Source organism: Clostridium vincentii (assembly GCF_002995745.1).
Classification (GTDB): domain Bacteria; phylum Bacillota; class Clostridia; order Clostridiales; family Clostridiaceae; genus Clostridium; species Clostridium vincentii.
On sequence record NZ_PVXQ01000008.1, the window covers coordinates 91,061 to 111,755 of the forward strand.

The 20,695-nt window shown below is 32.2% G+C and carries 21 protein-coding genes and 7 tRNA genes; 24 read left to right on the forward strand and 4 right to left on the reverse strand.

Annotation, left to right across the window (positions count from 1 at the left end; all coding sequences use genetic code 11):
* Positions 1-43: 43 nt before the first annotated feature.
* Complete coding sequence (asnS, locus tag CLVI_RS05525; protein WP_106059125.1) at positions 44-1,438, reverse strand: asparagine--tRNA ligase; 1,395 nt, start codon at positions 1,436-1,438, stop codon at positions 44-46.
* A 196-nt stretch (positions 1,439-1,634) separates the two neighbouring features.
* Between asnS and CLVI_RS17390 the strand changes: the two genes are divergently transcribed.
* Positions 1,635-1,805: a hypothetical protein gene (locus tag CLVI_RS17390; RefSeq protein WP_170065601.1), complete on the forward strand. Its 171-nt coding sequence runs from the start codon at positions 1,635-1,637 to the stop codon at positions 1,803-1,805.
* Positions 1,806-1,864: 59 nt separating this feature from the next.
* On the opposite strand, the gene CLVI_RS05530 is transcribed toward CLVI_RS17390, so the two are convergent.
* The 3 genes from CLVI_RS05530 to murC are packed head-to-tail and all read right to left on the reverse strand — an operon-like array spanning position 1,865 to position 4,802.
* Positions 1,865-2,563: a metallophosphoesterase family protein gene (locus CLVI_RS05530; protein WP_106059126.1), complete on the reverse strand. Its 699-nt coding sequence runs from the start codon at positions 2,561-2,563 to the stop codon at positions 1,865-1,867.
* A 25-nt stretch (positions 2,564-2,588) separates the two neighbouring features.
* Positions 2,589-3,407 (reverse strand): purine-nucleoside phosphorylase, encoded by an 819-nt coding sequence (locus tag CLVI_RS05535; RefSeq protein ID WP_106059127.1) that lies wholly within the window; start codon positions 3,405-3,407, stop codon positions 2,589-2,591.
* 15 nt (positions 3,408-3,422) lie between these two features.
* The gene (murC, locus tag CLVI_RS05540; RefSeq protein WP_106059128.1) at positions 3,423-4,802 is read right to left on the reverse strand and encodes a UDP-N-acetylmuramate--L-alanine ligase; all 1,380 of its coding nucleotides are present in this window, start codon (positions 4,800-4,802) and stop codon (positions 3,423-3,425) included.
* 203 nt (positions 4,803-5,005) lie between these two features.
* Between murC and purR the strand changes: the two genes are divergently transcribed.
* From purR to CLVI_RS05655, 23 genes are all read left to right on the forward strand, one after another.
* Positions 5,006-5,821, forward strand: coding sequence for a pur operon repressor (purR, locus tag CLVI_RS05545; protein ID WP_106059129.1), 816 nt, complete (start codon positions 5,006-5,008; stop codon positions 5,819-5,821).
* A gap of 128 nt (positions 5,822-5,949) precedes the next feature.
* Positions 5,950-6,279 (forward strand): septation regulator SpoVG, encoded by a 330-nt coding sequence (gene spoVG, locus CLVI_RS05550; RefSeq protein WP_106059130.1) that lies wholly within the window; start codon positions 5,950-5,952, stop codon positions 6,277-6,279.
* Positions 6,280-6,442: 163 nt separating this feature from the next.
* Positions 6,443-7,810 (forward strand): bifunctional UDP-N-acetylglucosamine diphosphorylase/glucosamine-1-phosphate N-acetyltransferase GlmU, encoded by a 1,368-nt coding sequence (gene glmU / locus CLVI_RS05555; protein WP_106059131.1) that lies wholly within the window; start codon positions 6,443-6,445, stop codon positions 7,808-7,810.
* A gap of 57 nt (positions 7,811-7,867) precedes the next feature.
* Positions 7,868-8,827 (forward strand): ribose-phosphate diphosphokinase, encoded by a 960-nt coding sequence (locus tag CLVI_RS05560; protein WP_106059132.1) that lies wholly within the window; start codon positions 7,868-7,870, stop codon positions 8,825-8,827.
* 215 nt (positions 8,828-9,042) lie between these two features.
* Positions 9,043-9,618 carry an aminoacyl-tRNA hydrolase gene (gene pth, locus CLVI_RS05565; protein WP_106059133.1) on the forward strand — a complete coding sequence of 192 codons (576 nt, stop codon included), beginning with the start codon at positions 9,043-9,045 and terminating at the stop codon, positions 9,616-9,618.
* 14 nt (positions 9,619-9,632) lie between these two features.
* Positions 9,633-13,136 (forward strand): transcription-repair coupling factor, encoded by a 3,504-nt coding sequence (gene mfd / locus CLVI_RS05570; protein WP_106059134.1) that lies wholly within the window; start codon positions 9,633-9,635, stop codon positions 13,134-13,136.
* 104 nt (positions 13,137-13,240) lie between these two features.
* Complete coding sequence (locus CLVI_RS05575) at positions 13,241-14,302, forward strand: SurA N-terminal domain-containing protein (protein ID WP_106059135.1); 1,062 nt, start codon at positions 13,241-13,243, stop codon at positions 14,300-14,302.
* A 186-nt stretch (positions 14,303-14,488) separates the two neighbouring features.
* A complete protein-coding gene (gene spoVT, locus CLVI_RS05580; protein WP_106059136.1) occupies positions 14,489-15,040 on the forward strand; it encodes a stage V sporulation protein T in 552 nt (183 codons plus the stop codon).
* 88 nt (positions 15,041-15,128) lie between these two features.
* Entirely contained in the window at positions 15,129-16,670 is a 1,542-nt protein-coding gene (locus CLVI_RS05585; RefSeq protein ID WP_106059137.1) for a putative polysaccharide biosynthesis protein, read from the forward strand.
* A gap of 24 nt (positions 16,671-16,694) precedes the next feature.
* The gene (mazG, locus tag CLVI_RS05590) at positions 16,695-17,489 is read left to right on the forward strand and encodes a nucleoside triphosphate pyrophosphohydrolase (protein ID WP_106059138.1); all 795 of its coding nucleotides are present in this window, start codon (positions 16,695-16,697) and stop codon (positions 17,487-17,489) included.
* 238 nt (positions 17,490-17,727) lie between these two features.
* A complete protein-coding gene (locus tag CLVI_RS05595; protein ID WP_106059139.1) occupies positions 17,728-18,003 on the forward strand; it encodes an HU family DNA-binding protein in 276 nt (91 codons plus the stop codon).
* A 61-nt stretch (positions 18,004-18,064) separates the two neighbouring features.
* The gene (locus tag CLVI_RS05600) at positions 18,065-18,325 is read left to right on the forward strand and encodes an RNA-binding S4 domain-containing protein (protein WP_106059140.1); all 261 of its coding nucleotides are present in this window, start codon (positions 18,065-18,067) and stop codon (positions 18,323-18,325) included.
* Positions 18,326-18,392: 67 nt separating this feature from the next.
* Positions 18,393-18,665 carry a sporulation protein YabP gene (gene yabP / locus CLVI_RS05605; protein WP_242980576.1) on the forward strand — a complete coding sequence of 91 codons (273 nt, stop codon included), beginning with the start codon at positions 18,393-18,395 and terminating at the stop codon, positions 18,663-18,665.
* 6 nt (positions 18,666-18,671) lie between these two features.
* Positions 18,672-19,064, forward strand: coding sequence for a spore cortex biosynthesis protein YabQ (yabQ, locus tag CLVI_RS05610; RefSeq protein WP_106059142.1), 393 nt, complete (start codon positions 18,672-18,674; stop codon positions 19,062-19,064).
* Between the two features lie 76 nt (positions 19,065-19,140).
* The gene (locus tag CLVI_RS05615; protein WP_106059143.1) at positions 19,141-19,425 is read left to right on the forward strand and encodes an FtsB family cell division protein; all 285 of its coding nucleotides are present in this window, start codon (positions 19,141-19,143) and stop codon (positions 19,423-19,425) included.
* 60 nt (positions 19,426-19,485) lie between these two features.
* Complete coding sequence (locus tag CLVI_RS05620) at positions 19,486-19,899, forward strand: S1 domain-containing RNA-binding protein (protein ID WP_106059144.1); 414 nt, start codon at positions 19,486-19,488, stop codon at positions 19,897-19,899.
* 145 nt (positions 19,900-20,044) lie between these two features.
* Positions 20,045-20,133, forward strand: a tRNA-Leu gene (locus CLVI_RS05625).
* Between the two features lie 24 nt (positions 20,134-20,157).
* Positions 20,158-20,233, forward strand: a tRNA-Met gene (locus tag CLVI_RS05630).
* A gap of 6 nt (positions 20,234-20,239) precedes the next feature.
* Positions 20,240-20,316 (forward strand) — tRNA-Met (locus tag CLVI_RS05635).
* A 6-nt stretch (positions 20,317-20,322) separates the two neighbouring features.
* Positions 20,323-20,411: transfer RNA gene (locus CLVI_RS05640), tRNA-Leu, on the forward strand.
* A 24-nt stretch (positions 20,412-20,435) separates the two neighbouring features.
* Positions 20,436-20,511: transfer RNA gene (locus tag CLVI_RS05645), tRNA-Met, on the forward strand.
* Between the two features lie 6 nt (positions 20,512-20,517).
* A tRNA-Met gene (locus CLVI_RS05650) sits at positions 20,518-20,594 on the forward strand.
* A gap of 6 nt (positions 20,595-20,600) precedes the next feature.
* Positions 20,601-20,689 (forward strand) — tRNA-Leu (locus tag CLVI_RS05655).
* Positions 20,690-20,695 lie beyond the last annotated feature (6 nt).

Genomic DNA, 20,695 nt, shown 5'->3' on the forward strand with positions numbered 1-20,695 from the left:
CAGCTGTACAAAAGTCCAAGGATTTATTTTAAGGTTAGAAAATTTAGAATTCAGATTGTCCAGTAGTTCTAGGGAAGGGTATAACATCTCTAATATTACCCATACCAGTAATATACATAATCAGTCTCTCAAAGCCTAAACCAAATCCCGCATGTTTAGTCGCTCCGTATTTTCTAAGCTCTAGGTACCACCAGTAGTCTTCTTCCTTAAGGTTTAATTCTGCCATCCTAGATTTCAAAACATCAAGTCTTTCTTCTCGTTGGCTTCCACCGATAATTTCTCCTATGCCAGGGACCAAGCAGTCCATAGCTGCAACTGTTTTATTGTCTTCGTTCATTCTCATGTAGAAGGCTTTAATTTCTTTTGGATAGTCAGTAACAAAAACTGGCTTTTTAAAATGCTCTTCAGTTAGATATCTTTCATGTTCTGTTTGAAGATCTATACCCCACTGAACAGGATATTCGAACATTTGTCCACAGTTTTGTAAAATTTCAACAGCCTCTGTATAGGTGATTTTGCCAAAATCAGAATTTATGACATGATTTAATCTATCTAACAATCCCTTATCAATAAATTGATTAAAGAAATCCATTTCTTCAGGACATTCATCTATAACATATTTTATAACATACTTAAGCATATCCTCAGCAAGTTCCATATCATCAGATAAGTCAGCAAAAGCTATTTCAGGCTCAATCATCCAGAATTCAGCAGCATGCCGTGTGGTATTTGAGTTTTCAGCTCTAAAGGTTGGCCCGAATGTATAAACATTTCTAAAGGCTAGTGCAAATGTTTCTGCATTTAATTGTCCTGATACGGTAAGGTTAGTTTCTTTTCCAAAAAAATCTTTTTTATAATCTATAGAATCCTCTTCAGTTTTAGGGATATTATGAAGATCAAGGGTAGTTACTTTAAACATTTCTCCCGCACCTTCACAATCACTGCCAGTTAAAATCGGAGTGTGAGTATATACAAAACTTTGTTCTTGGAAGAACTTATGGATTGCATATGAAGCTACTGAACGAACTCTAAATACTGCTGAAAAAGCATTGCTCCTTGGCCGTAGATGCGCAATTGTCCTTAGGTATTCAAAAGTATGTCTTTTCTTTTGTAGAGGGTAGTCTTGGTCAGACAATCCTTCTATAATGATTTCTTTAGCTTGAATTTCAAAAGGTTGTTTAGCTTCAGGAGTTTCAACCAAGAGGCCGATTATAGTAATTGATGAACTTATTGAAAGTTTAGAAATTTCTTTAAAATTTTCTAAGTTATCTCCGAAAACAACCTGAATATTTTTAAAGAAAGAGCCGTCATTTACTTCAATAAAACCAAAAACTTTTGAAGATCTTAAGGTTCTAATCCAGCCAGTAATCTTAACTTCCTTTGATAAATATTCATTAGTGTTTCTATAAATTGATCTAATTAAAAATGATTTATTCATTTTTTTCCTCCTTATGGTTATAAATTAATTATATATAAATAAATAAAAACTACTATCCATATCAATAAACTTAGGAGAGTAGTTTCAATCAAAATATCAATTTAAGGATAATGACATTTTGATTTTACAATACTTTAAGAGCAAATGCAACTTAACTAACATACATTAATATAGATTATGAAATTTGGAGGAACTTATGTTTAACGAAAGGATATTAAGTAAAAAATTTCAACAACTTAATTTATTAAAGGGAGCTTTAGTTGAGAGAAGTGAAGAGAGTAAGGAGGTAATAGTAGAAGATATAAAAGAAACTTTAGAGGATTTAGAACTTATACTTGAAGATTTTCAGTACATTTCTAAGGAGTAGATGCATTTATTAAAAAATTAAGCTGCCTTAAAATAAAATTTATTTTAAGGCAGCTTATATTATTCTATTCCGTTTTCGATACTTCTAATTAAAGAAGAAGGGAATTTTAACATTGTCATATCTTTAACTATTTTTTTATACTCATAGGGAACATATCTTATTATTGCCTTTGAATTACCATCCCTATCAATATCTAAAATGCAGTAAGTGGCATCAGGAGTTCTAATCTTAGGTTTGCCTACGCTTCCAGAATTTATGAATAGCTTAGATCCAAATTCTTTAATACAAGGAATATGAGTATGAGCACATACTAAAATATCCTCCTTTAATTCTGCCATAGCAGAAGTCGTGTTATCATCATCTTCTAGTAGGTATTCATTTATAGCCTTAGGACTACCGTGGACAAACTTAATTGTTTTTCCATTGAACTCTAGATTTATTGATAATGGAAGGCTATCTAAATAGAATTTATTGGCAGCCCGCAGTTCATTTACAACCCAGGGAAGGGCAAATAAATTAGTGGGAGTTTCTCTTATATAAGCATAACTGTCAGAAACTACAGAAACATCGTAATTTCCCTTTAAGCATAGTATATTTCTTCTTTGTATCATTGATACAACCTCATTTGGGTGGGGACCGTAACCAATTAGATCTCCTAAGCAAATTATAGAATCTACTCTTTGATCCTCTATATCTTCAAGGACCTTCATTAGTGCATATAAATTTCCATGTATATCTGATATGATTGCTAATTTCATTTCTTATTCCTCCAATATATATGACTTATAATGCCTCTATTAGAGAGCTCATAAGACTCATAAAATCATTTTTAACCCTATTTGAAGTTTCTATAACCTCATTATGATTTAGGGGCTTATCTAGTATTCCTGCTGCCATATTTGTTAAGCAAGAGATTCCTATAACCTTTAAGCCGCAATGATTTGCCACAATTACCTCTGGGACCGTGGACATTCCAACAGCATCTGCTCCTATAGCACGAACCATCCTTACTTCGGCAGGCGTTTCATAGGTAGGACCAGTCATCATTGCATATATACCTTGTTTAATATTTAACTTAAGAGAAATAGCTATATTTTGTACTATCTTCCTTAGGTCTTTATCATAGGCATTAGACATATCAGGAAACCTTGTACCAAAGTTATCTAGATTTTTACCAATAAGAGGATTAATTCCTGATACATTAATATGATCCTTTATGACCATTAAATCGCCTGATTTAAAGCCTGTATTAACTGCACCGGCGGCATTGGTAACAATAATAGTCTTAATACCTAAAAGCTTCATTACTCTAATGGGGAAGGTTACCTCCTCCATGTTATAGCCTTCATAGTAATGGAATCTTCCCTCCATTGCTACAACCGTTTTACCTTTTAAAGTACCTATTACCAATCTGCCAGCATGACCTTCAACAGTAGACACTGGGAAATTTGGTAATTCATCATAAGGAAAAAACTCAGCATTTTCAATTAAGTCTACTAAAGAGCCTAAACCTGATCCTAAAATTAATCCAATTTGTGGACTATAGTTGCTATTTTTTAGTATATAATCTGATGAAACTTGGATTTTTTTTAGTAAGTCCATAAAAATCACTCCAATCTATAGGCCAGCAAGATAATTTTCACCTACTATAACTACATCACCAGCACCTACTGTTAATATTAAATCTCCGGAGAGCACTTTATTTTTTAAATAATTAGTAGCTTCATCATGAGAATGGATATTTATACAGTTTAAACCTGTTTTTCTAATAGCATCGCCAAGCTCGTTAGAAGAAACTAATCCGGTGTCTGTTTCTCTTGCGGCATAAATATCCATTAATATTAATTCATCTGCATCATTAAAAGCTTCAGCGAATTCATTAAATAGGCTTTTAGTTCTTGTATAAGTATGTGGTTGAAAGACACAATATGTTTTATTATGAGGTATTTTTTTTACTGTGTCCAAAGTAGCTTTAATTTCCGTTGGATGATGTGCATAATCATCTATTACAGTAACACCATCTTTTTCACCCTTGTATTCAAATCTCTTATGGGCGCCGGTGCATTGAATAAGACTGCTTACAATTATTTCGTGGGAGATATTGAATATAAGACCCACAGCAATAGTAGAAAGAGCATTTAAAATGTTATGATTTCCTGGATTGCTTAGTGTTACTTCGAATAAATTACTTCCGTTTTCGAATACTGTGAAAGTTGCACATCCCTTATTATTGAAGGAAATATTTTTAGCAACTAAATTTTCTTTATCAAAGCCATAGGAAATAGTATTACAATCAACTTTTTCTAGGATACTTTTAACTCTAGTATCTCCTCCATAACCAATTAGGTAACCTTCTTTGGGAATTAGATGAGAGAATTTTTCAAACGCTTCATTTATGTGGTCGATATCTCTATAATAATCTAGATGGTCAGCATCAATATTTAAAATTATTCCTACATAAGGGAAAAATCTTAAGAAAGACTCCTTATATTCACAGGCTTCAGTAATGAAATATTCGCTCTCACCAATCCTATAGTTGCCGTTTAAAATGTCAAGTTCTCCACCGACTAGAATGGTTGGGTCTAAATTAGCTTCTAAGGTAAGGTAAGAAACCATGGATGTACAAGTTGTTTTCCCATGAGTCCCAGCGATGGCTACATTATATTTGTGACCCTTCATTATTAGTCCCAAAAATTCTGCTCTGTCCATTAAGTGAATATTTTGCTTTTTAGCTTCTAATAATTCAGGATTTGAAGCTGGTATTGCAGCAGTATAAACTACAAGATCTACATCTACTAAGTTTTCTTTAGAGTGACCTATATATACTTCTACTCCTTTATGTTGTAGCTTATTTAATATTTCAGAATTTTTAAAGTCAGATCCTGAAACTCTATAACCTTTGTTTAATAAAACGGCAGCTAGTCCGCTCATGCTTATTCCACCTATACCGATGAAATGTATTTTCATATGTTTATCATTAATAAAATCGAATGACAAAATATCAACTCCTTTTAGTTAGTATAAGTATAATTATATACAAAAACGTTAAAATAAACACATTTTAGAGTAAAATAATGCTATTTTATAGAAATAGTATGAAAATCTATTGCCAAGGCTATTAATAAGGAATAAAATATGAATATTACAAAGAAAAAAGCTATGGAAAGTTCGTGTAGTAGGGGAGAAATATAGGTGAGTATATGGAGAAATTAAGCAGAAATAGCAGAGTTGTAGCAATTACAAAGATATTAATGGGAAGTCCTAATAAAATAATAAGATTGAATAAATTTTCGGATTTATTAAATGCAGCTAAATCTACTATAAGTGAAGATATAGTAATTATAAGAGAAGTTTTGCAAAAATTAGAGATGGGCAAAGTAGAAACTATTTCAGGTGCGGCTGGAGGAATAAAGTTTATTCCAGGAATAGGTGATGATAAAGGTAAGGAATTTGCATTAAAACTATGTGATTTACTAAAGGATGATGGAAGAGTAATTGCAGGTAACTTCATTTATATGACAGATGTTATGTACAATCCAGAAATAATAGGTGAAGCAGGAGTAATATTATCTTCTTGCTTTAAAGATAAGAAAGCAGATTATGTAATAACGGTAGAAACTAAGGGTATCCCTTTAGCATATGAAGTTGCAAGAAATCTTGGAGTACAGCTTGTTATAGCAAGAAGGAATACTCAAGTTACTGAAGGTCCAACAATGACTATAAATTATGTGTCAGGCACAAGTGGGAGACTTCAACAGATGTCATTATCAAAAAAATCTATGAAATCATCTAGTAGATGTGTTTTTATAGATGATTTTATGAAAGGCGGAGGAACTGCTCAGGGAATAAAGGATCTCCTTAAGGAATTTGATAGTGAGCTAGTTGGAATAGGAGTGTTAGTAGATAACAAAGAAGCTGAAAAAACATTCATAGATGAATATGTATCTATTGTGGAATTTAAGTCAGTAGAAAAGTTAGCAATAACAGATATAAAACCATCCAATATGTTTACTTAACTGAAGGTAATATTTATGGTGAATTAATATAAAAGAACAAATTTCCAAAAAGTTCTCAAAACAAAGAGGGATTTGGACATATTTGGAGAATAATATACCATATAAAGAACAACTGGAGGTGTAGTGAATTGCAAATCACAGACGTTAGAATTAGAAAGATAGAAGCCGATGGAAAGATGAAGGCTATAGTATCCATTACATTTGATAATGAATTCGTTGTACATGACATTAAAATCATTCAAGGTCAAGGCGGATTATTTATTGCAATGCCTAGCAGAAAAACACCAGCTGGAGATTTTAGGGACATAGCTCATCCTATAAATACAGATACTAGAGAAAAAATTCAATCGGCAATTTTAGAGGCTTTTGAAAAAGTTAGAATTGAAGAATCTAAAATTGAAGTACCTAACAGTGAAGAGTCTAAAATTGAAGAATTTGCTGGGGAAGCTATCAAGTAATAGAAAAATAAAAGGAGGAGAACTTCCTTTTATTTTTTTGCACATAAAATACTAGAAAGGTTGAAATACCAATTCCATTACAATATAATAGAAGAGGTATAACAATTTAATTAAGTATCAAAATTGATATACGAATTAATATTTGACATAATGAGGTGATATTGTGTATAAATGCGCGCTGATTTTAGCAGCAGGGCAAGGAAAAAGAATTAAATCTAATATTCCAAAGGTTTTACATAAAGTATGTGGTAAGGAAATGGTTAATCATGTTATAGATAATATGAGAAATGCAGGGATTGAAGATGTAAATGTAATTATTGGTAAAGGGGCAGAACTTGTTAAAGATTACACAAAAGATAGAAAAGTATTCTATTCAATGCAGGAAGATCAGTTAGGTACTGGCCATGCTGTAAAATGTGGAAAAGATTTTTTACAAGGTAAGGATGGAATAGTTGCAGTATTTGCAGGAGATGCACCATTAACTAAAATAGAGACTATAAACAATTTAATGGAAGAGCATATCTCAAAAAATAATTCAGTTACATTATTGTCAGCATATGTAAAAGATCCTACAGGCTATGGTAGGATTATAAGAGATGGTGATGAAGTTTTAAAAATAGTTGAGCATAAGGATTGTACTGAAGAAGAGCTTAAAGTAAAGGAAATGAATGCTGCAATGTATTGCTTTGATATAAAAGAGTTATTAGTTTCTTTAGAAGAATTGTCAAATGATAATACACAAGGGGAATATTATTTAACAGATGTTATTGGGATCCTAAAAAGCAAGGGAAAAAGAGTTGGTGCAGTAGTTACTGATTATGAAGATACTATTGGAGTAAATTCAAGAGCTCAGCTTGCAGAGGCAGAAGAAATTTTAAGAAATAGAATTAATAACATACATTTAGATAATGGAGTTACATTAATTGATCCTAAAACAACTTATATTGGAACGGATGTTCAAATTGGTAAAGATACAATAATATATCCTAACAATATAATTGAAGGAAAAACAATTATAGGAGAAGGATGTACTATACTACAAAATTCTAGAATAAAGGACAGTATAATAGAACAAGGAGTAGAGATTCAAGCTTCTATTATATTAGATAGTAAAATTGGAGAAAAAACCACTGTTGGACCATTCGCTTATATTAGACCAGATTCTGTAATAGGAAAATCTGCTAGAATTGGTGATTTTGTTGAAATTAAAAAGTCAATAGTAGGAGATAATACAAAAGTATCTCATTTAACATATATTGGAGACGCACAAGTTGGTAGTGGATGTAATTTTGGATGTGGAACTGTTGTGGTAAACTATGATGGTAAAGCGAAACATAAAACAATAATTGGTGATAATAGCTTTATAGGTTGCAATACTAATTTAATATCGCCTGTAGAGGTCGGAAATAATAGTTATATAGCAGCTGGATCAACAATTACTTCTAAAATAGAAGAAGGAGATCTTGCAATAGCTAGAGCTAAGCAAAGGAATATAAAGGGCTGGGTTAATAAAAAGGGTTTAATGAAATAAGTTTATATAAATTATGCCAAATGCTAAAGCTTAAAATTTAAGGAGGACCTTACAAATATGATAAACTGTGGGAAGAATATTAAGATCTTTACTGGAAATGCACATCCTGAACTTGCTCAAGAAATTGCTGAAATACTTGGTGTTGAGGTAGGAAAATCAAAGGTATCAACCTTTAGTGATGGAGAAATATCAGTTGATATAGCTGAAACCGTCAGAGGGGCGGATGTATTTATAATACAATCTACTTCTTCACCCGTTAATAATAACTTAATGGAATTACTAATAATGATAGATGCTTTTAAGAGAGCTTCAGCAGGAAGAATAACAGCAGTTATTCCTTATTATGGCTATGCAAGACAAGATAGAAAAGCTAAGTCAAGAGATCCAATTACAGCAAAACTAGTAGCAGATATTCTAACTGCTGCAGGAGCTCATAGAGTACTAACTATGGATTTACATGCTGCTCAAATCCAAGGATATTTCAATATACCTGTTGACCATTTAGTAGGAGCACCGATACTTGCAAGACATTTTGTTGAAATGGGATTAGCAGATCAAGATGATGTAGTTGTTGTTTCACCAGATTTAGGGAGTGTTACAAGAGCTAGAAATTTTGCAGATAGATTACATGCACCAATAGCAATAATAGATAAAAGAAGACCTAAGGCTAATGTATCTGAGATTATGAATATTATAGGAGATGTTGAAGGCAAACGATGTATTTTAGTTGATGATATGATTGATACAGCAGGAACAATAACTAATGCTGCAAATGCATTAAGAAAGTTAGGTGCTACAGCAGTATATGCTTGTTGTACCCACGGAGTTTTATCAGGACCTGCTTTTGATAGACTAAATGATAGTGCAATAGAAGAATTAGTAATGTTAAATACAATTAAGTTACCAAAGGAAGCGGACGTAGATAAGATTACGGGCCTTTCGGTTGCTCCATTATTTGCAGAAGCAATACAAAGAATATATGATGATGAACCAATTAGTAAGTTATTTGAAGTTTAATAATACATAATAAATTAGGGGTGCTATTTTTAGAGTAGCACTCTTTTTTGAATAAAGAATAAAATATTATAAATGAGAAAAACTAGACTATAAATTCTTAAATTGAAAATTAATTATAATTAATAACAAAGAGGTTTTGAATTTAAACTTCTTTGTTATCTTTGAATAATTGAGTATAATATATAAATATTAGATACTTATGAAGGAGAAATAAGATGTTTCTTATAGTTGGTCTGGGTAATCCAGGAAAAGAATATAAAAATACAAGACATAACATAGGCTTTGATGCTATAGATGCTATAGCTAAGAAGTATAAAATAGAAGTAAATAGGATAAAATTTAAAGGTGTGTATGGTGAAACATTTATAGAGGGAGAAAAGGTAATTATTCTTAAACCATCAACATACATGAATCTAAGCGGAGAAAGTATACGTGCTGTAATGGATTTCTATAAGGTTAAGCATGAAAATATTTTAGTAATATATGATGATATAAGTTTAGAAGTTGGAAGACTTAGAATAAGAGATAAAGGTAGCGCTGGTGGGCACAATGGCATAAAAAATATAATAAGTAATATGGGTACAGAAGAATTTGCAAGAATTAAAATTGGCGTAGGACAACCCAAAGGAGACTTAGTTAATTATGTTTTAGGGACTGTTGCAAAAAAAGAAAGAAAGATTCTTGATGAAGTTTTAGAAGTAGTAGTATCAGCAACTGAAGCTATTATAAAGGAAGATGTTAAAGAAGCTATGAATAAATATAATAGTCTAAATTTAAATAAAATAGTTTAAGGATGGTGCTTAAAATGAGATTAAAGGGATTAATGGAACCTTTAATTAATAGTAAGGAATTTTCCAGTGTTAGATCATATATACAAAAGGGAGAACTTCCCATTGATATAGAAGGCTTGTCGGAATCAGCTAAGGCTTATTTGATTAGTGGTATATATGAAACTTTAGAGAAACCTGTTGTGATAGTTACACATAGTGATATGGAGGCAAAGAATATATATGAAGATTTAAATTTATATGTAAGCAATGTTTCCTATTTTCCTGCTAAGGAAGTAGTTTTTTATAACATTGATGCTATATCTGGAGATTTAAGATGGGCTAGATTAAAGGTTATTAAGGATATAATAGATAAGAAAAAAAATATTATTGTTACATCAATAGATGCATTTGTACCTGAGTATACTCCAAGAGAATTGTTTTTAACTCATAGGATTGTATTAAAGGTAGAAGCTGAAGTAGATTTCAAAAAAATTTCAAAGCTATTAGTTGAAGGTGGATATGATAGGGTAGATATGGTTGAAGGTAAAGGAGAGTTCTCACTGCGTGGAGGGCTCTTAGATGTGTTCCCTCCGGATTCTATTTATCCATATAGGATAGAACTTTTTGGAGATGAAATAGATTCTATAAGAACTTTTAATACAGAATCTCAAAGAAGCATAGAAAAAGTAGAAAATATAGACATATTTCCTGCAAAAGAGATGGTAGTAGATGATGAAATAGTAAAGAGATCTATAGATTTAATAAAGAATGAACTTGCAGAAACTTTAAAGAATAATTCGGATAAAGACAGAGCAAATAAGCTTGTAAAAACTATTAATAATAATTTAGAAAAATTAGAGGAGACTCATTTTTTTGAAACTATAGATAGTTATTTGCCTTTTTTGTATAAAAATAGTGAAAGTTTATTTGATTATTTAGAGGATTATATAGTTATTATAGACGATAAGCTAAGGGTGAAAGGTAAACTTGAAAGTACTTACTTAGAGTTTAACGAAAATTATTCCGTATTCCTTCAAAGGGGGGACGTATTACCATCCCAAGGAAAATTGCTTATTGACCACGAGAGGGTATTAGAATTATTAGAAGAAAAGGTAATGGTGAATTTAGAGGGTATTAGAAAAAATAGTGATTTTTTAAGATCTCTTCATCATGTAGAAATTAATGGAGCGATACTTCATCATTATCAAGGGCAACTTGACTTGCTAATAGAGGATATTATAAGGAAAAAAAGTGATGGATACAGAACTATTATATTGTCAGGGACTAGAGCTCGAGGAGAAAGATTAGTTGATACATTAAGAGAAAGAGGTATAGAAAGTAGTTACAAGGATGTAGTTGAGGAGATGGCCTTAGGGCAAGTGGTAATAACTTTTGGAAATCTTTTGAAAGGGTTTGAATGTGCTGAATATAAGGTTTGCGTCATATCTGATAAAGAAGTTTTTGGTGAGGCAAAAAGAAAACTTAAAAAAGCAAAGAAGAGAAATAAAGGTGTTTCTAAAATTAAGAGTTTTGCAGAATTAAAGCCAGGAGACTATGTTGTGCATGTAAATCATGGTATAGGTGTTTATAAGGGTATAAGGCAAATCGAGGTCGGAGGTAATAAAAGAGACTATTTAGATATCATTTATGATAAGGGCGATAAATTATATGTACCTGTTGACCAGCTTGATTTAGTACAAAAATATATAGGTAGTCAAGGCAAATCCCCTAAGGTTAATAAATTAGGGGGAGCCGAGTGGCAGAAAGCTAAAACTAAGGTTAAGAATTCTATAAATGAAATAGCTGAAGATTTAGTTAAGCTTTATGCAATGAGAGCTACCTTAAAGGGGCATAAATTTTCAAAGGATACTCAGTGGCAGAGTCAATTTGAGGATGAATTTCCATTCCAAGAAACACCAGATCAATTGACTTCTATAGAAGAAATTAAGGGTGATATGGAATCAGATAAATCTATGGATAGGCTTTTATGTGGAGATGTAGGCTATGGTAAAACTGAGGTTGCTATAAGAGCTGCGTTTAAGGCTGTTATGGAAAGTAAGCAAGTTGCATTTTTGGTGCCCACAACAATACTTGCAGAACAACACTACAAAAATTTGAAGAAGAGATTTTCAGATTTCCCGATTACTATTGATATGGTAAGTCGATTTAGAACTGCAAAAGAGCAGAAAATAACATTACAAGCAGTTAAGGAAGGTAATGTTGATATTTTAATCGGTACTCATAGACTGGTATCCAAGGATATTCAATTTAAAGATTTAGGATTACTTATTGTAGATGAGGAGCAGAGGTTTGGAGTAGCTCAAAAGGAGAAGATAAAGAATATAAAAAAGAATGTAGATGTACTAACTTTAAGCGCAACACCAATTCCGAGAACTCTCCATATGTCTTTAACTGGAGTACGAGATATTTCGTTAATTGAGACACCTCCAGAAGAAAGATATCCTATCCAGACCTATGTAGTTGAACAAAATGACCAGCTGATAAGAGATGCAATAATAAGGGAAATAAGTAGAGGTGGCCAAGTTTATTTTGTTTATAATAGAGTTGAGGATATAGAGAGAATTGCTAATTATGTGAAGGGATTAGTTCCAGAAGCTAAGGTTACAGTGGCTCATGGACAAATGACAGAGAGGCAGTTAGAGAAACAAATGATGGAGTTTATGTCAAATGAATATAATGTTATTGTTTGTACAACGATAATTGAGACTGGTATAGATATACCAAATGTAAATACTATTATTGTTTATGATGCCGATAAAATGGGATTATCACAGCTGTATCAATTAAGAGGTAGAGTTGGACGTTCTAATAGGGTAGCTTATGCATACTTGCTATATACTAAGGATAAAGTGCTTACTGAGGTGGCTGAAAAAAGACTAAAGGCATTAAAAGATTTTACGGAACTTGGATCAGGATTTAAAATTGCTATGAGAGATCTAGAAATAAGAGGAGCTGGAAACATGATGGGTTCTTCTCAACATGGCCACATGGCAACTGTTGGGTATGATTTGTATTGTAGAATGCTAGAAGATACTGTCAAGATTGTCAAGGGGGAAATAGATAAAGAACCTATAGAAACTACTATTGATTTAAAAGTTGATGCATATATACCTTCTTCATATATCGAGGATGAAATGCAGAAAATTGAGATTTATAAGAAGATTGCTGTTCTAGAAAATTTAGAAGAATATATGGATATCAAGGAAGAACTTGAGGATAGATATTCTGATATTCCTGATGCTGTTTATAATCTTATGGATATTGCTTATATAAAGAGCAGGGCAAAGATATTATGCATAGAAGAGATTAAAGAAACACCAAAAGATATAGTATTTTCCTTTGTAGGTGGTGATGATACCTATAAAAAAATATTTAGTAAGCTAATTGATAAATATAAAAACAATGTCTTACTTAAGTTTGGTGATAAACCATCGTTTACATTTAAGCAAGGAAAATATAAGAAGGAACAAATACTGGCTTTCTTTAAAGAAATGTTGGATAATTTAATAAAAAAATAATTAAATTATGCATGTATTAGTTTGAATTGATATTGCATTATTGGTATACTAATACAATGTCGTTATAACCTATTAATAAAAAAAAGAAAAGTGAGGGAAAAAATTTGAAGAGAATAAAAACATATATAGCAATGGCAGTTACGGGGCTTATGATACTTTCATTTGCTGGATGTAATTTAATAGAAAGAACTGAAGAATCAGTACAAAATACTGTATACGCTAAAGTGGGAAGTACTAAGATAACAAAAGGTGATGTAGATAAGGCCTTGAAGCAGTACTTAGATCAATATGAAACACAGTATGGAGAAGATTTCGAAACCAATTCAGCGGTAACAGATCAGTTAAAAGAATTAAGACAGCAACAAGTAGATGGATTGGTAGATAATGAAGTTATTTATCAAAGTGCGGCTGAACTTGAAGTAACGCCAACAGATGAAGAAATTCAAACTCAAGTAGATGAAAGAATTACCTATTATAAAGAAGCTTTGGAGACAGATGAAGCCTATAAAACATGGTTAGAAGGGAATGGATATGATGAGACTAGCATCATAGAGTTCTTGAAAAAACAAGTTGTAATTAGTATGACTGTTGATAAGATGCTTGAGGGTGTTGAAGTTACAGATGAAGATATACAAAGTGATTATGATTCTAAAAAAGACACTACTTATACTGCTGCAGCCGGGGCAGATGTAACACATCTTCTATTTACACCAGAAACAGATGCGGAAGGCACTGTAGTAGAAGGTGCTGATGAAGCGGCACTAGCAAGGGCACAAGAAGCTAGAACAAAAGTATTAGCAGGAGCAACAATAAGTGATTTAGCTACTAGCGATGAATATAAAGACCATTCTCAATATGAAGACTTAGGCCGTGTATCGTTTGAGGGAGTTAGTGAATCTGGAAGCAGTATGGTTCAAGAATTTACTGATGGATTTAAGAGTCTACCAGCAGGTCAGATATCCGAACCAGTAAAAACAAGTTTTGGATATCATTTAATTCTAGTTTCAACTATATATCCTGACAGTGCGGTAACACCACTTGATGATACATTGAAAGAAACTATTAAAGCAGAACTGCTACAAACTAAGCAAGAAGAAGCTTATACAACTAAGCTAGAAGAGCTTAAAACCAATATAAAAGTTAAGTTGTATGAAGATAGAATATAATATATTCAAAAATAGGCATAAAAAGTTTTATACTTTTTTTGCCTATTTTTTATGAGAAATTTTATGAATTATAAATAATATTTTGATGGATATAAAAATATTAGCTAAAAGTGTATAAAATTTCTATTAAGTTAAATAATAATAGTGATACAAATTAGTTAGTAAATGAAGGAGGGTAATTTAATAATGAAAGCAACAGGAATTGTAAGACGTATTGATGATTTAGGCAGAGTTGTTATACCAAAGGAGATTAGAAGGACTTTAAGAATAAGAGAAGGAGATCCTTTAGAGATTTTTACGGATAGAGAAGGGGGCGTAATTTTAAAAAAGTATTCACCTATAGGAGAACTCACCGATTTTTCTAAGCAGTATGCTGACAGTTTGCAGCAAGCAATAGGACACATTATATTAATAGCTGATAAGGATGCTTTTATTACTGCGAGTGGAGCACCTAAAAAAGAGTATGTGGAAAGAAAAACTAGCTCTGAGTTAGAAAAAGCTATGGATGATAGGAAAACTATTATTCTAAATGAAAAAGATAAGTTAATACCGCTACGCAATGATGATGACAATGCAGACGAATACACATGTCAAGTAATTTCACCTATAATAACAGAGGGTGACTCTATAGGGGCTGTAATAATAACTTCAAAGGAAGTAGGAGCTAAACTTGGAGAGCTTGAATTAAAGCTTGCTGAAACAGCAGCAGCATTTTTAGGAAAGCAAATGGAACAATAAAAATATTTAAGATATTATATTATTAGTAATAATACCTCTAAACTCAAAATAACAATAATTAGTACATAGTAAAGTTTGGAGGTATTTTATGAAGAAGCAGTCTCTAATAAAAGGCAGTTTGATATTGGGAATTTCAGGAATAATAGCAAGGTTTCTTGGATTATTTTTTAGATGGCCACTTATAATGCTCGTGGGAGACGAGGGTGTAGGATATTATCAAATGTCATATCCATTATATATGTTCTTTGTTGCTATGGCTTCAGGTATTCCTGTTGCTATGTCTAAAATAATATCTGAAAATAATGCTATGGGAGATATAAAAGGAAGTTTCGAAGTGGTTAAGGAATCCACTATTCTTATGGCTATTATTGGGACAGGCACATCTCTTATATTGTTTCTGTTTGCACAACCTATTGTAGAACTATTGCAGTGGGACCAAAAGGCATATTATTCTCTTGTAGGAATATCCTTTGCCCCAATAATAATATCCATTATGACTGTTTATAGAGGTTTCTTTCAAGGCTTTCAGAATATGACGCCTTCAGCTATATCTCAAATACTTGAACAAATAGGTAGAGTTGTTGTTGGAGTCGCCCTCGCAATTTTATTGCTACCTAAAGGAATAGAGTTCGCTGCTGGGGGGGCAACTTTTGGAGCGGCCGCAGGGGGCATTGCTGGAGGCGGATATCTATTAAGCAGGTATCTGAAAATAAAAAAAAGCTATGGTATAAAGAAAATTAAGAGCAATCCACAAGTTTTAAGTAATATATTAAAGATAGCTATACCCATATCTTTAGGCACAACGGTGGGAAGCATAATGAGCCTTATAGATTCGATTTTAGTTCCTCAAAAATTATTAGAAGCCGGATTTTCTACTCAACAATCAACTATATTGTATGCTCAGTTAACTGGGAAAGCGTCAGTAATAGTTAATATACCATTAACTTTATCAATGGCGATGTGTATATCTTTAATCCCTATTATTGCAGAAAGCTATGTTCTGAAAAAGAAGCGAGAAGTTGAAAATAAAATTAATTTATCAATGAAATTATCTACGGTAATAGCTATTCCATGCCTTTTTGGATTGTATTTTATGGCAGAGCCTGTAATGAAATTTATTTTTCCAGGTCGATTTGAGGGAGTGGAAATACTGAAATACTTAGCACTATCATTACCTTTTATTATAATAACTCAGACAACGACTTCAATTCTTCAGGGGGTCGGATGTTATATATTACCTGTTATAAATTTATTTGTTGGATGTATAGCAAAAATATTTATAACTTTGATACTAGTTCCTGTCAGTAATGTGAATATTTATGGAGCAGTTATAGCAAGTGTAAGTGCATATACTATAGTTGCTATTTTAAACATAATAACAATGAAAATAAAATTAGGAACTAAATTAAAATTCTATGAAAATTTCATAAAGCCCGCATATGCAGCTTCTTTTATGATGATTGGAGTACTAACAATATATAATATTTTATATAGAGGAACAGGAAGTAATGGTGTAGCGTGCTTAATATCTATTTTTATAGGTGTTATAATATATTTTATAGGGATAGTAGTACTTAAAGTATTTAGGTTAGATGAGGTAAAAAATAGAATTAAAAGAAGCAAATATTAGATAGATTAAAAGGAGATAACTTTAATGATAAGTAAACTGGAGAAGGACAAAAGAAATATTTATGATCTAATTGAGATAGTGGAGGCTCTAAGAAAAGAAAATGGCTGCCCATGGGATAGAGAGCAAACTCATGAATCTATAAAAAAAGCCATAATAGAGGAAAGTTATGAAGTCATGGATGCAATTGATAAAGCAGATGAAGAAGGGACTGTAGAAGAACTTGGGGATGTACTTCTTCAAGTAGTGTTTCATTCTGTATTAGGGAAAGAGGAAGGACGATATGACTTAGGAGATATCATAGATGGTATCTGCAATAAGATGGTATATAGGCATCCGCATGTGTTTGGAAATGATAAAGTCGAAAATACAGAGGAAGTGATGGTAAGTTGGGATGAGCTTAAAAAAAAGGAGAAGAATCTAGAAACTACCACAGATGAATTAAAGGCAGTTGCTAGGGCTTTGCCGGCATTAATTAGAGCTGAAAAAGTTCAGGGAAAGGCAAAGGCAAAAACAGTGGGGCATGAGTTGGATAAGGTGGAGGATGTCGCATTAAAAGTTAAACAGGAGCTAGAAGAAGTCTTAGATGTATACAGAAGCAAAAATAGGGCAATGATAACAGAGGAAGTGGGAGACCTGCTCTTTGCTTGTGTTAATATTTCTAGATTTTTAAATGTAGATCCAGAGGAAGCTTTAAATATGGCGACAGATAAATTTATAAGAAAATTTAGTTATATAGAGGAGAAAGTTAGGGAAGAGGGCCTAGATTCAAAGAAAATTCTTTATGAAGAAATGGATGGACTATACAATCAAGTAAAATAAGTGGAAAATTAAATTTTTTAAAGAAGGAATTCTATTCTTTATAGAGAATACTATAGTTTGGTAGAGACAATATTATATTGTATTTCGTACCAATAGCTATGTAAAAAGATAGCTAACAACATAAAAAGCCAAAAATGTATAGACTACATGGGAAAGTGGCTATATAATGGGGTAATGTAAGTGTGGTACATATAACACAGTTATAAAAACTTAATTGAATTTTAAGGAGGATGTAATAGTGAATAAATCAGAATTAATTACAAGTATGGCGGAAAAAAGCCAATTAACAAAGAAGGATGCAGAACTTGCTTTAAAGTCATTTGTTGACAGTATTGAGGAAGCTTTAGAAAAAGGGGAAAAAGTTCAATTAGTTGGATTTGGTACTTTTGAAACTAGAGACAGAGCTGCAAGAGATGGAAGAAATCCAAGAACTAAGGAAGTTATAAAGATAGCGGCTTCAACTGTTCCAGTATTTAAAGCAGGAAAAGAATTTAAAGAAAAAGTAAATAAATAATTAGAAAGAACCCGAGTTTTCCTCGGGTTCTTTTAAAAAGATACATAAAGGAGAAATAGAAGTGAGACTTGATAAATATCTTAAGGTTTCAAGAATTATAAAAAGAAGAACAGTAGCAAAGGAAGCTTGTGAAAGTGGGAGAGTTACTATAAATGGAAAAATGGCAAAAGCTTCTACAGATATTAAAGCAGAAGATGTTATTGAAATTCAATTTGCTAGTAGATCGTTAAAAGCAAAAATAATAAATATAGCAGAACATGTAAGAAAAGAAGAGGCAAAAGATATGTATGTTATTCTTGAGGGTATAGAAGATCAAGAATAGCATTTTTTAGAATAAAATTTTCTATCCACACATATATTCTATTATAGAATTTATGAAGGAGAAGATTATGGAAGACGAGAATAAAAGCAGTTTATCTCTAGAGAATAGAAAAATGCTAACATTAACAGGAATAGTAGAAGTTATAAGTTTTGATGATCAAAAAATTTCTTTGAATACTAAATTGGGCAATTTAAGTATTAAAGGTGAAAGTTTAAAAATGAATAAGCTTGATGTGCAAAATGGGGATGTAATTATAATGGGGACCATTTTATCAATGATATACAGTGGCAAAAATATAGTTAAGAATAAAGAAAATATAATAAAAAGGATTTTTCAATAAACATATATGCCACTACAATTAAATGTTCAATTTAATATAGTAATGTATAGTGTATTAGCAGGGGTATTAACAGGAATTTTATTTGATATATACAGAATACTAAGAGGAGTTAAAATTCCTAAAGTAATTATAGTAATTGAAGATTTGCTATTTTGGTCTTTATGTACGCTTATAATATTTACATTCTTGCTATATACAAACTATGCTTTTTTAGGTGTCTACGTATATATATTCATTTTTATTGCCTTAGCCTTGTATTTCAAGATTTTTAGTAGATTTGTTGTTATGATAGAAAATCGTATTGGAAAAATTATTTTTAAAGTATTTAGAGTGGCAATAAAAACTTTTTTATACCCATTTAGGGTCATATTAAAAAAAATGGGAAATAAAAATAGATAACTGCTTAAAAATAACTTGAATAATATAGATATAGTGATTACAATATACTTATAGATTTTAATACGAGGGGATACTTATGAAGAAAAAGTTAACTTTTAAAAATTTAATATTCTTAGTAATATCAATTGTATTTGTCATAGCCTTAATTAGACAGCAAGAAACTTCAAAGAGAATTGAAAAAGATAAACAAACTAATCAGGTTCAACTTCAAGAACTTAAAGAAACTAACGAAAGATTGCATGAGGAGAATGACAAAGCTCAATCTGATGAATATCTTGAGCAACTGGCTAGAGAAAGACTCAATATGATAAAGCCGGGTGAAACTTCTTTAGAGATTAAAAAGGCTGACCCAAAATCATAAAAATGGTTATTATTTTAAATAACATATATATATTTAATTTTAAGGAGGAATCTTATAAACATGACCTTAGAGGCAGGAAACATATTAGAAGGAATCGTTGTAAACATTACAAACTTTGGAGCTTTTATAGAGGTGGATGGCAAAACTGGTTTAGTTCATATTTCAGAGGTAGCAGATTCATTTGTAAAGGACATAAGACAACATTTAAATGAGCAGGATAAGGTTAAGGTTAAAGTTATCTCTATAGATGATAATGGTAAAATTAGCTTATCTATTAAGCAAGCAAATATTCAAAAAAAATCTGTTAAGCCAGCTGAATTTGATTGGGGAACTCCATCAAAGGGAGCTACTAAAATACCATCAGCTAACTTCGAGGATAAAATGTCTAAATTCTTAAAAGATAGTGAAGAAAAAATGCAAGATGCAAAAAAACATCAAGAATTTAAAGGTAAGAGTAGTAAGAGCAAATCATAAAATTTATATAAATTTATGGATAAAGAGCTTAGCTTATAGCTAAGCTCTTATATTTTAAATAAGAAATAATATAAAAGTGTTGACAGTATAGGAACCATACTATATAATAAAACTTGTCGCTAAGAACGAGAGAAAAGATAGGCTTGCCGAAGTGGCGGAACTGGCAGACGCACAGGACTTAAAATCCTGCGGTAGTTAAATACCGTACCGGTTCAATTCCGGTCTTCGGCACCAAATTCTCAATTGAAATAATAATAACGCGGGGTGGAGCAGTTGGTAGCTCGTCGGGCTCATAACCCGAAGGTCGTAGGTTCAAGTCCTGCCCCCGCAACCAAAAGATGGCGGAATAGCTCAGCTGGCTAGAGCATTCGGTTCATACCCGAAGGGTCGTAGGTTCAAGTCCTATTTCCGCTACCAATAAGTGCCGAAGTGGCGGAACTGGCAGACGCACAGGACTTAAAATCCTGCGGTAGTTAAATACCGTACCGGTTCAATTCCGGTCTTCGGCACCAAAATTTTAATTGAAACAATAATAACGCGGGGTGGAGCAGTTGGTAGCTCGTCGGGCTCATAACCCGAAGGTCGTAGGTTCAAGTCCTGCCCCCGCAACCAAAAGATGGCGGAATAGCTCAGCTGGCTAGAGCATTCGGTTCATACCCGAAGGGTCGTAGGTTCAAGTCCTATTTCCGCTACCAATAAGTGCCGAAGTGGCGGAACTGGCAGACGCACAGGACTTAAAATCCTGCGGTAGTTAAATACCGTACCGGTTCAATTCCGGTCTTCGGCACCAAAATTT

What these genes read in the sequence shown, in the direction of transcription:
- purR (WP_106059129.1), top strand. Translation starts at nt 5,006, where the DNA reads ATGGAGAAATTAAGCAGAAATAGCAGAGTTGTAGCAATTACAAAGATA.
- CLVI_RS17390 (WP_170065601.1), top strand. Translation starts at nt 1,635, where the DNA reads ATGTTTAACGAAAGGATATTAAGTAAAAAATTTCAACAACTTAATTTA.
- CLVI_RS05615 (WP_106059143.1), top strand. Translation starts at nt 19,141, where the DNA reads ATGAAGAAAAAGTTAACTTTTAAAAATTTAATATTCTTAGTAATATCA.
- mazG (WP_106059138.1), top strand. Translation starts at nt 16,695, where the DNA reads ATGATAAGTAAACTGGAGAAGGACAAAAGAAATATTTATGATCTAATT.
- yabP (WP_242980576.1), top strand. Translation starts at nt 18,393, where the DNA reads ATGGAAGACGAGAATAAAAGCAGTTTATCTCTAGAGAATAGAAAAATG.
- spoVT (WP_106059136.1), top strand. Translation starts at nt 14,489, where the DNA reads ATGAAAGCAACAGGAATTGTAAGACGTATTGATGATTTAGGCAGAGTT.
- CLVI_RS05530 (WP_106059126.1), bottom strand. Translation starts at nt 2,563, where the DNA reads ATGAAATTAGCAATCATATCAGATATACATGGAAATTTATATGCACTA.
- CLVI_RS05585 (WP_106059137.1), top strand. Translation starts at nt 15,129, where the DNA reads ATGAAGAAGCAGTCTCTAATAAAAGGCAGTTTGATATTGGGAATTTCA.
- yabQ (WP_106059142.1), top strand. Translation starts at nt 18,672, where the DNA reads ATGCCACTACAATTAAATGTTCAATTTAATATAGTAATGTATAGTGTA.
- pth (WP_106059133.1), top strand. Translation starts at nt 9,043, where the DNA reads ATGTTTCTTATAGTTGGTCTGGGTAATCCAGGAAAAGAATATAAAAAT.
- mfd (WP_106059134.1), top strand. Translation starts at nt 9,633, where the DNA reads ATGAGATTAAAGGGATTAATGGAACCTTTAATTAATAGTAAGGAATTT.
- CLVI_RS05560 (WP_106059132.1), top strand. Translation starts at nt 7,868, where the DNA reads ATGATAAACTGTGGGAAGAATATTAAGATCTTTACTGGAAATGCACAT.
- CLVI_RS05620 (WP_106059144.1), top strand. Translation starts at nt 19,486, where the DNA reads ATGACCTTAGAGGCAGGAAACATATTAGAAGGAATCGTTGTAAACATT.
- CLVI_RS05535 (WP_106059127.1), bottom strand. Translation starts at nt 3,407, where the DNA reads ATGGACTTACTAAAAAAAATCCAAGTTTCATCAGATTATATACTAAAA.
- asnS (WP_106059125.1), bottom strand. Translation starts at nt 1,438, where the DNA reads ATGAATAAATCATTTTTAATTAGATCAATTTATAGAAACACTAATGAA.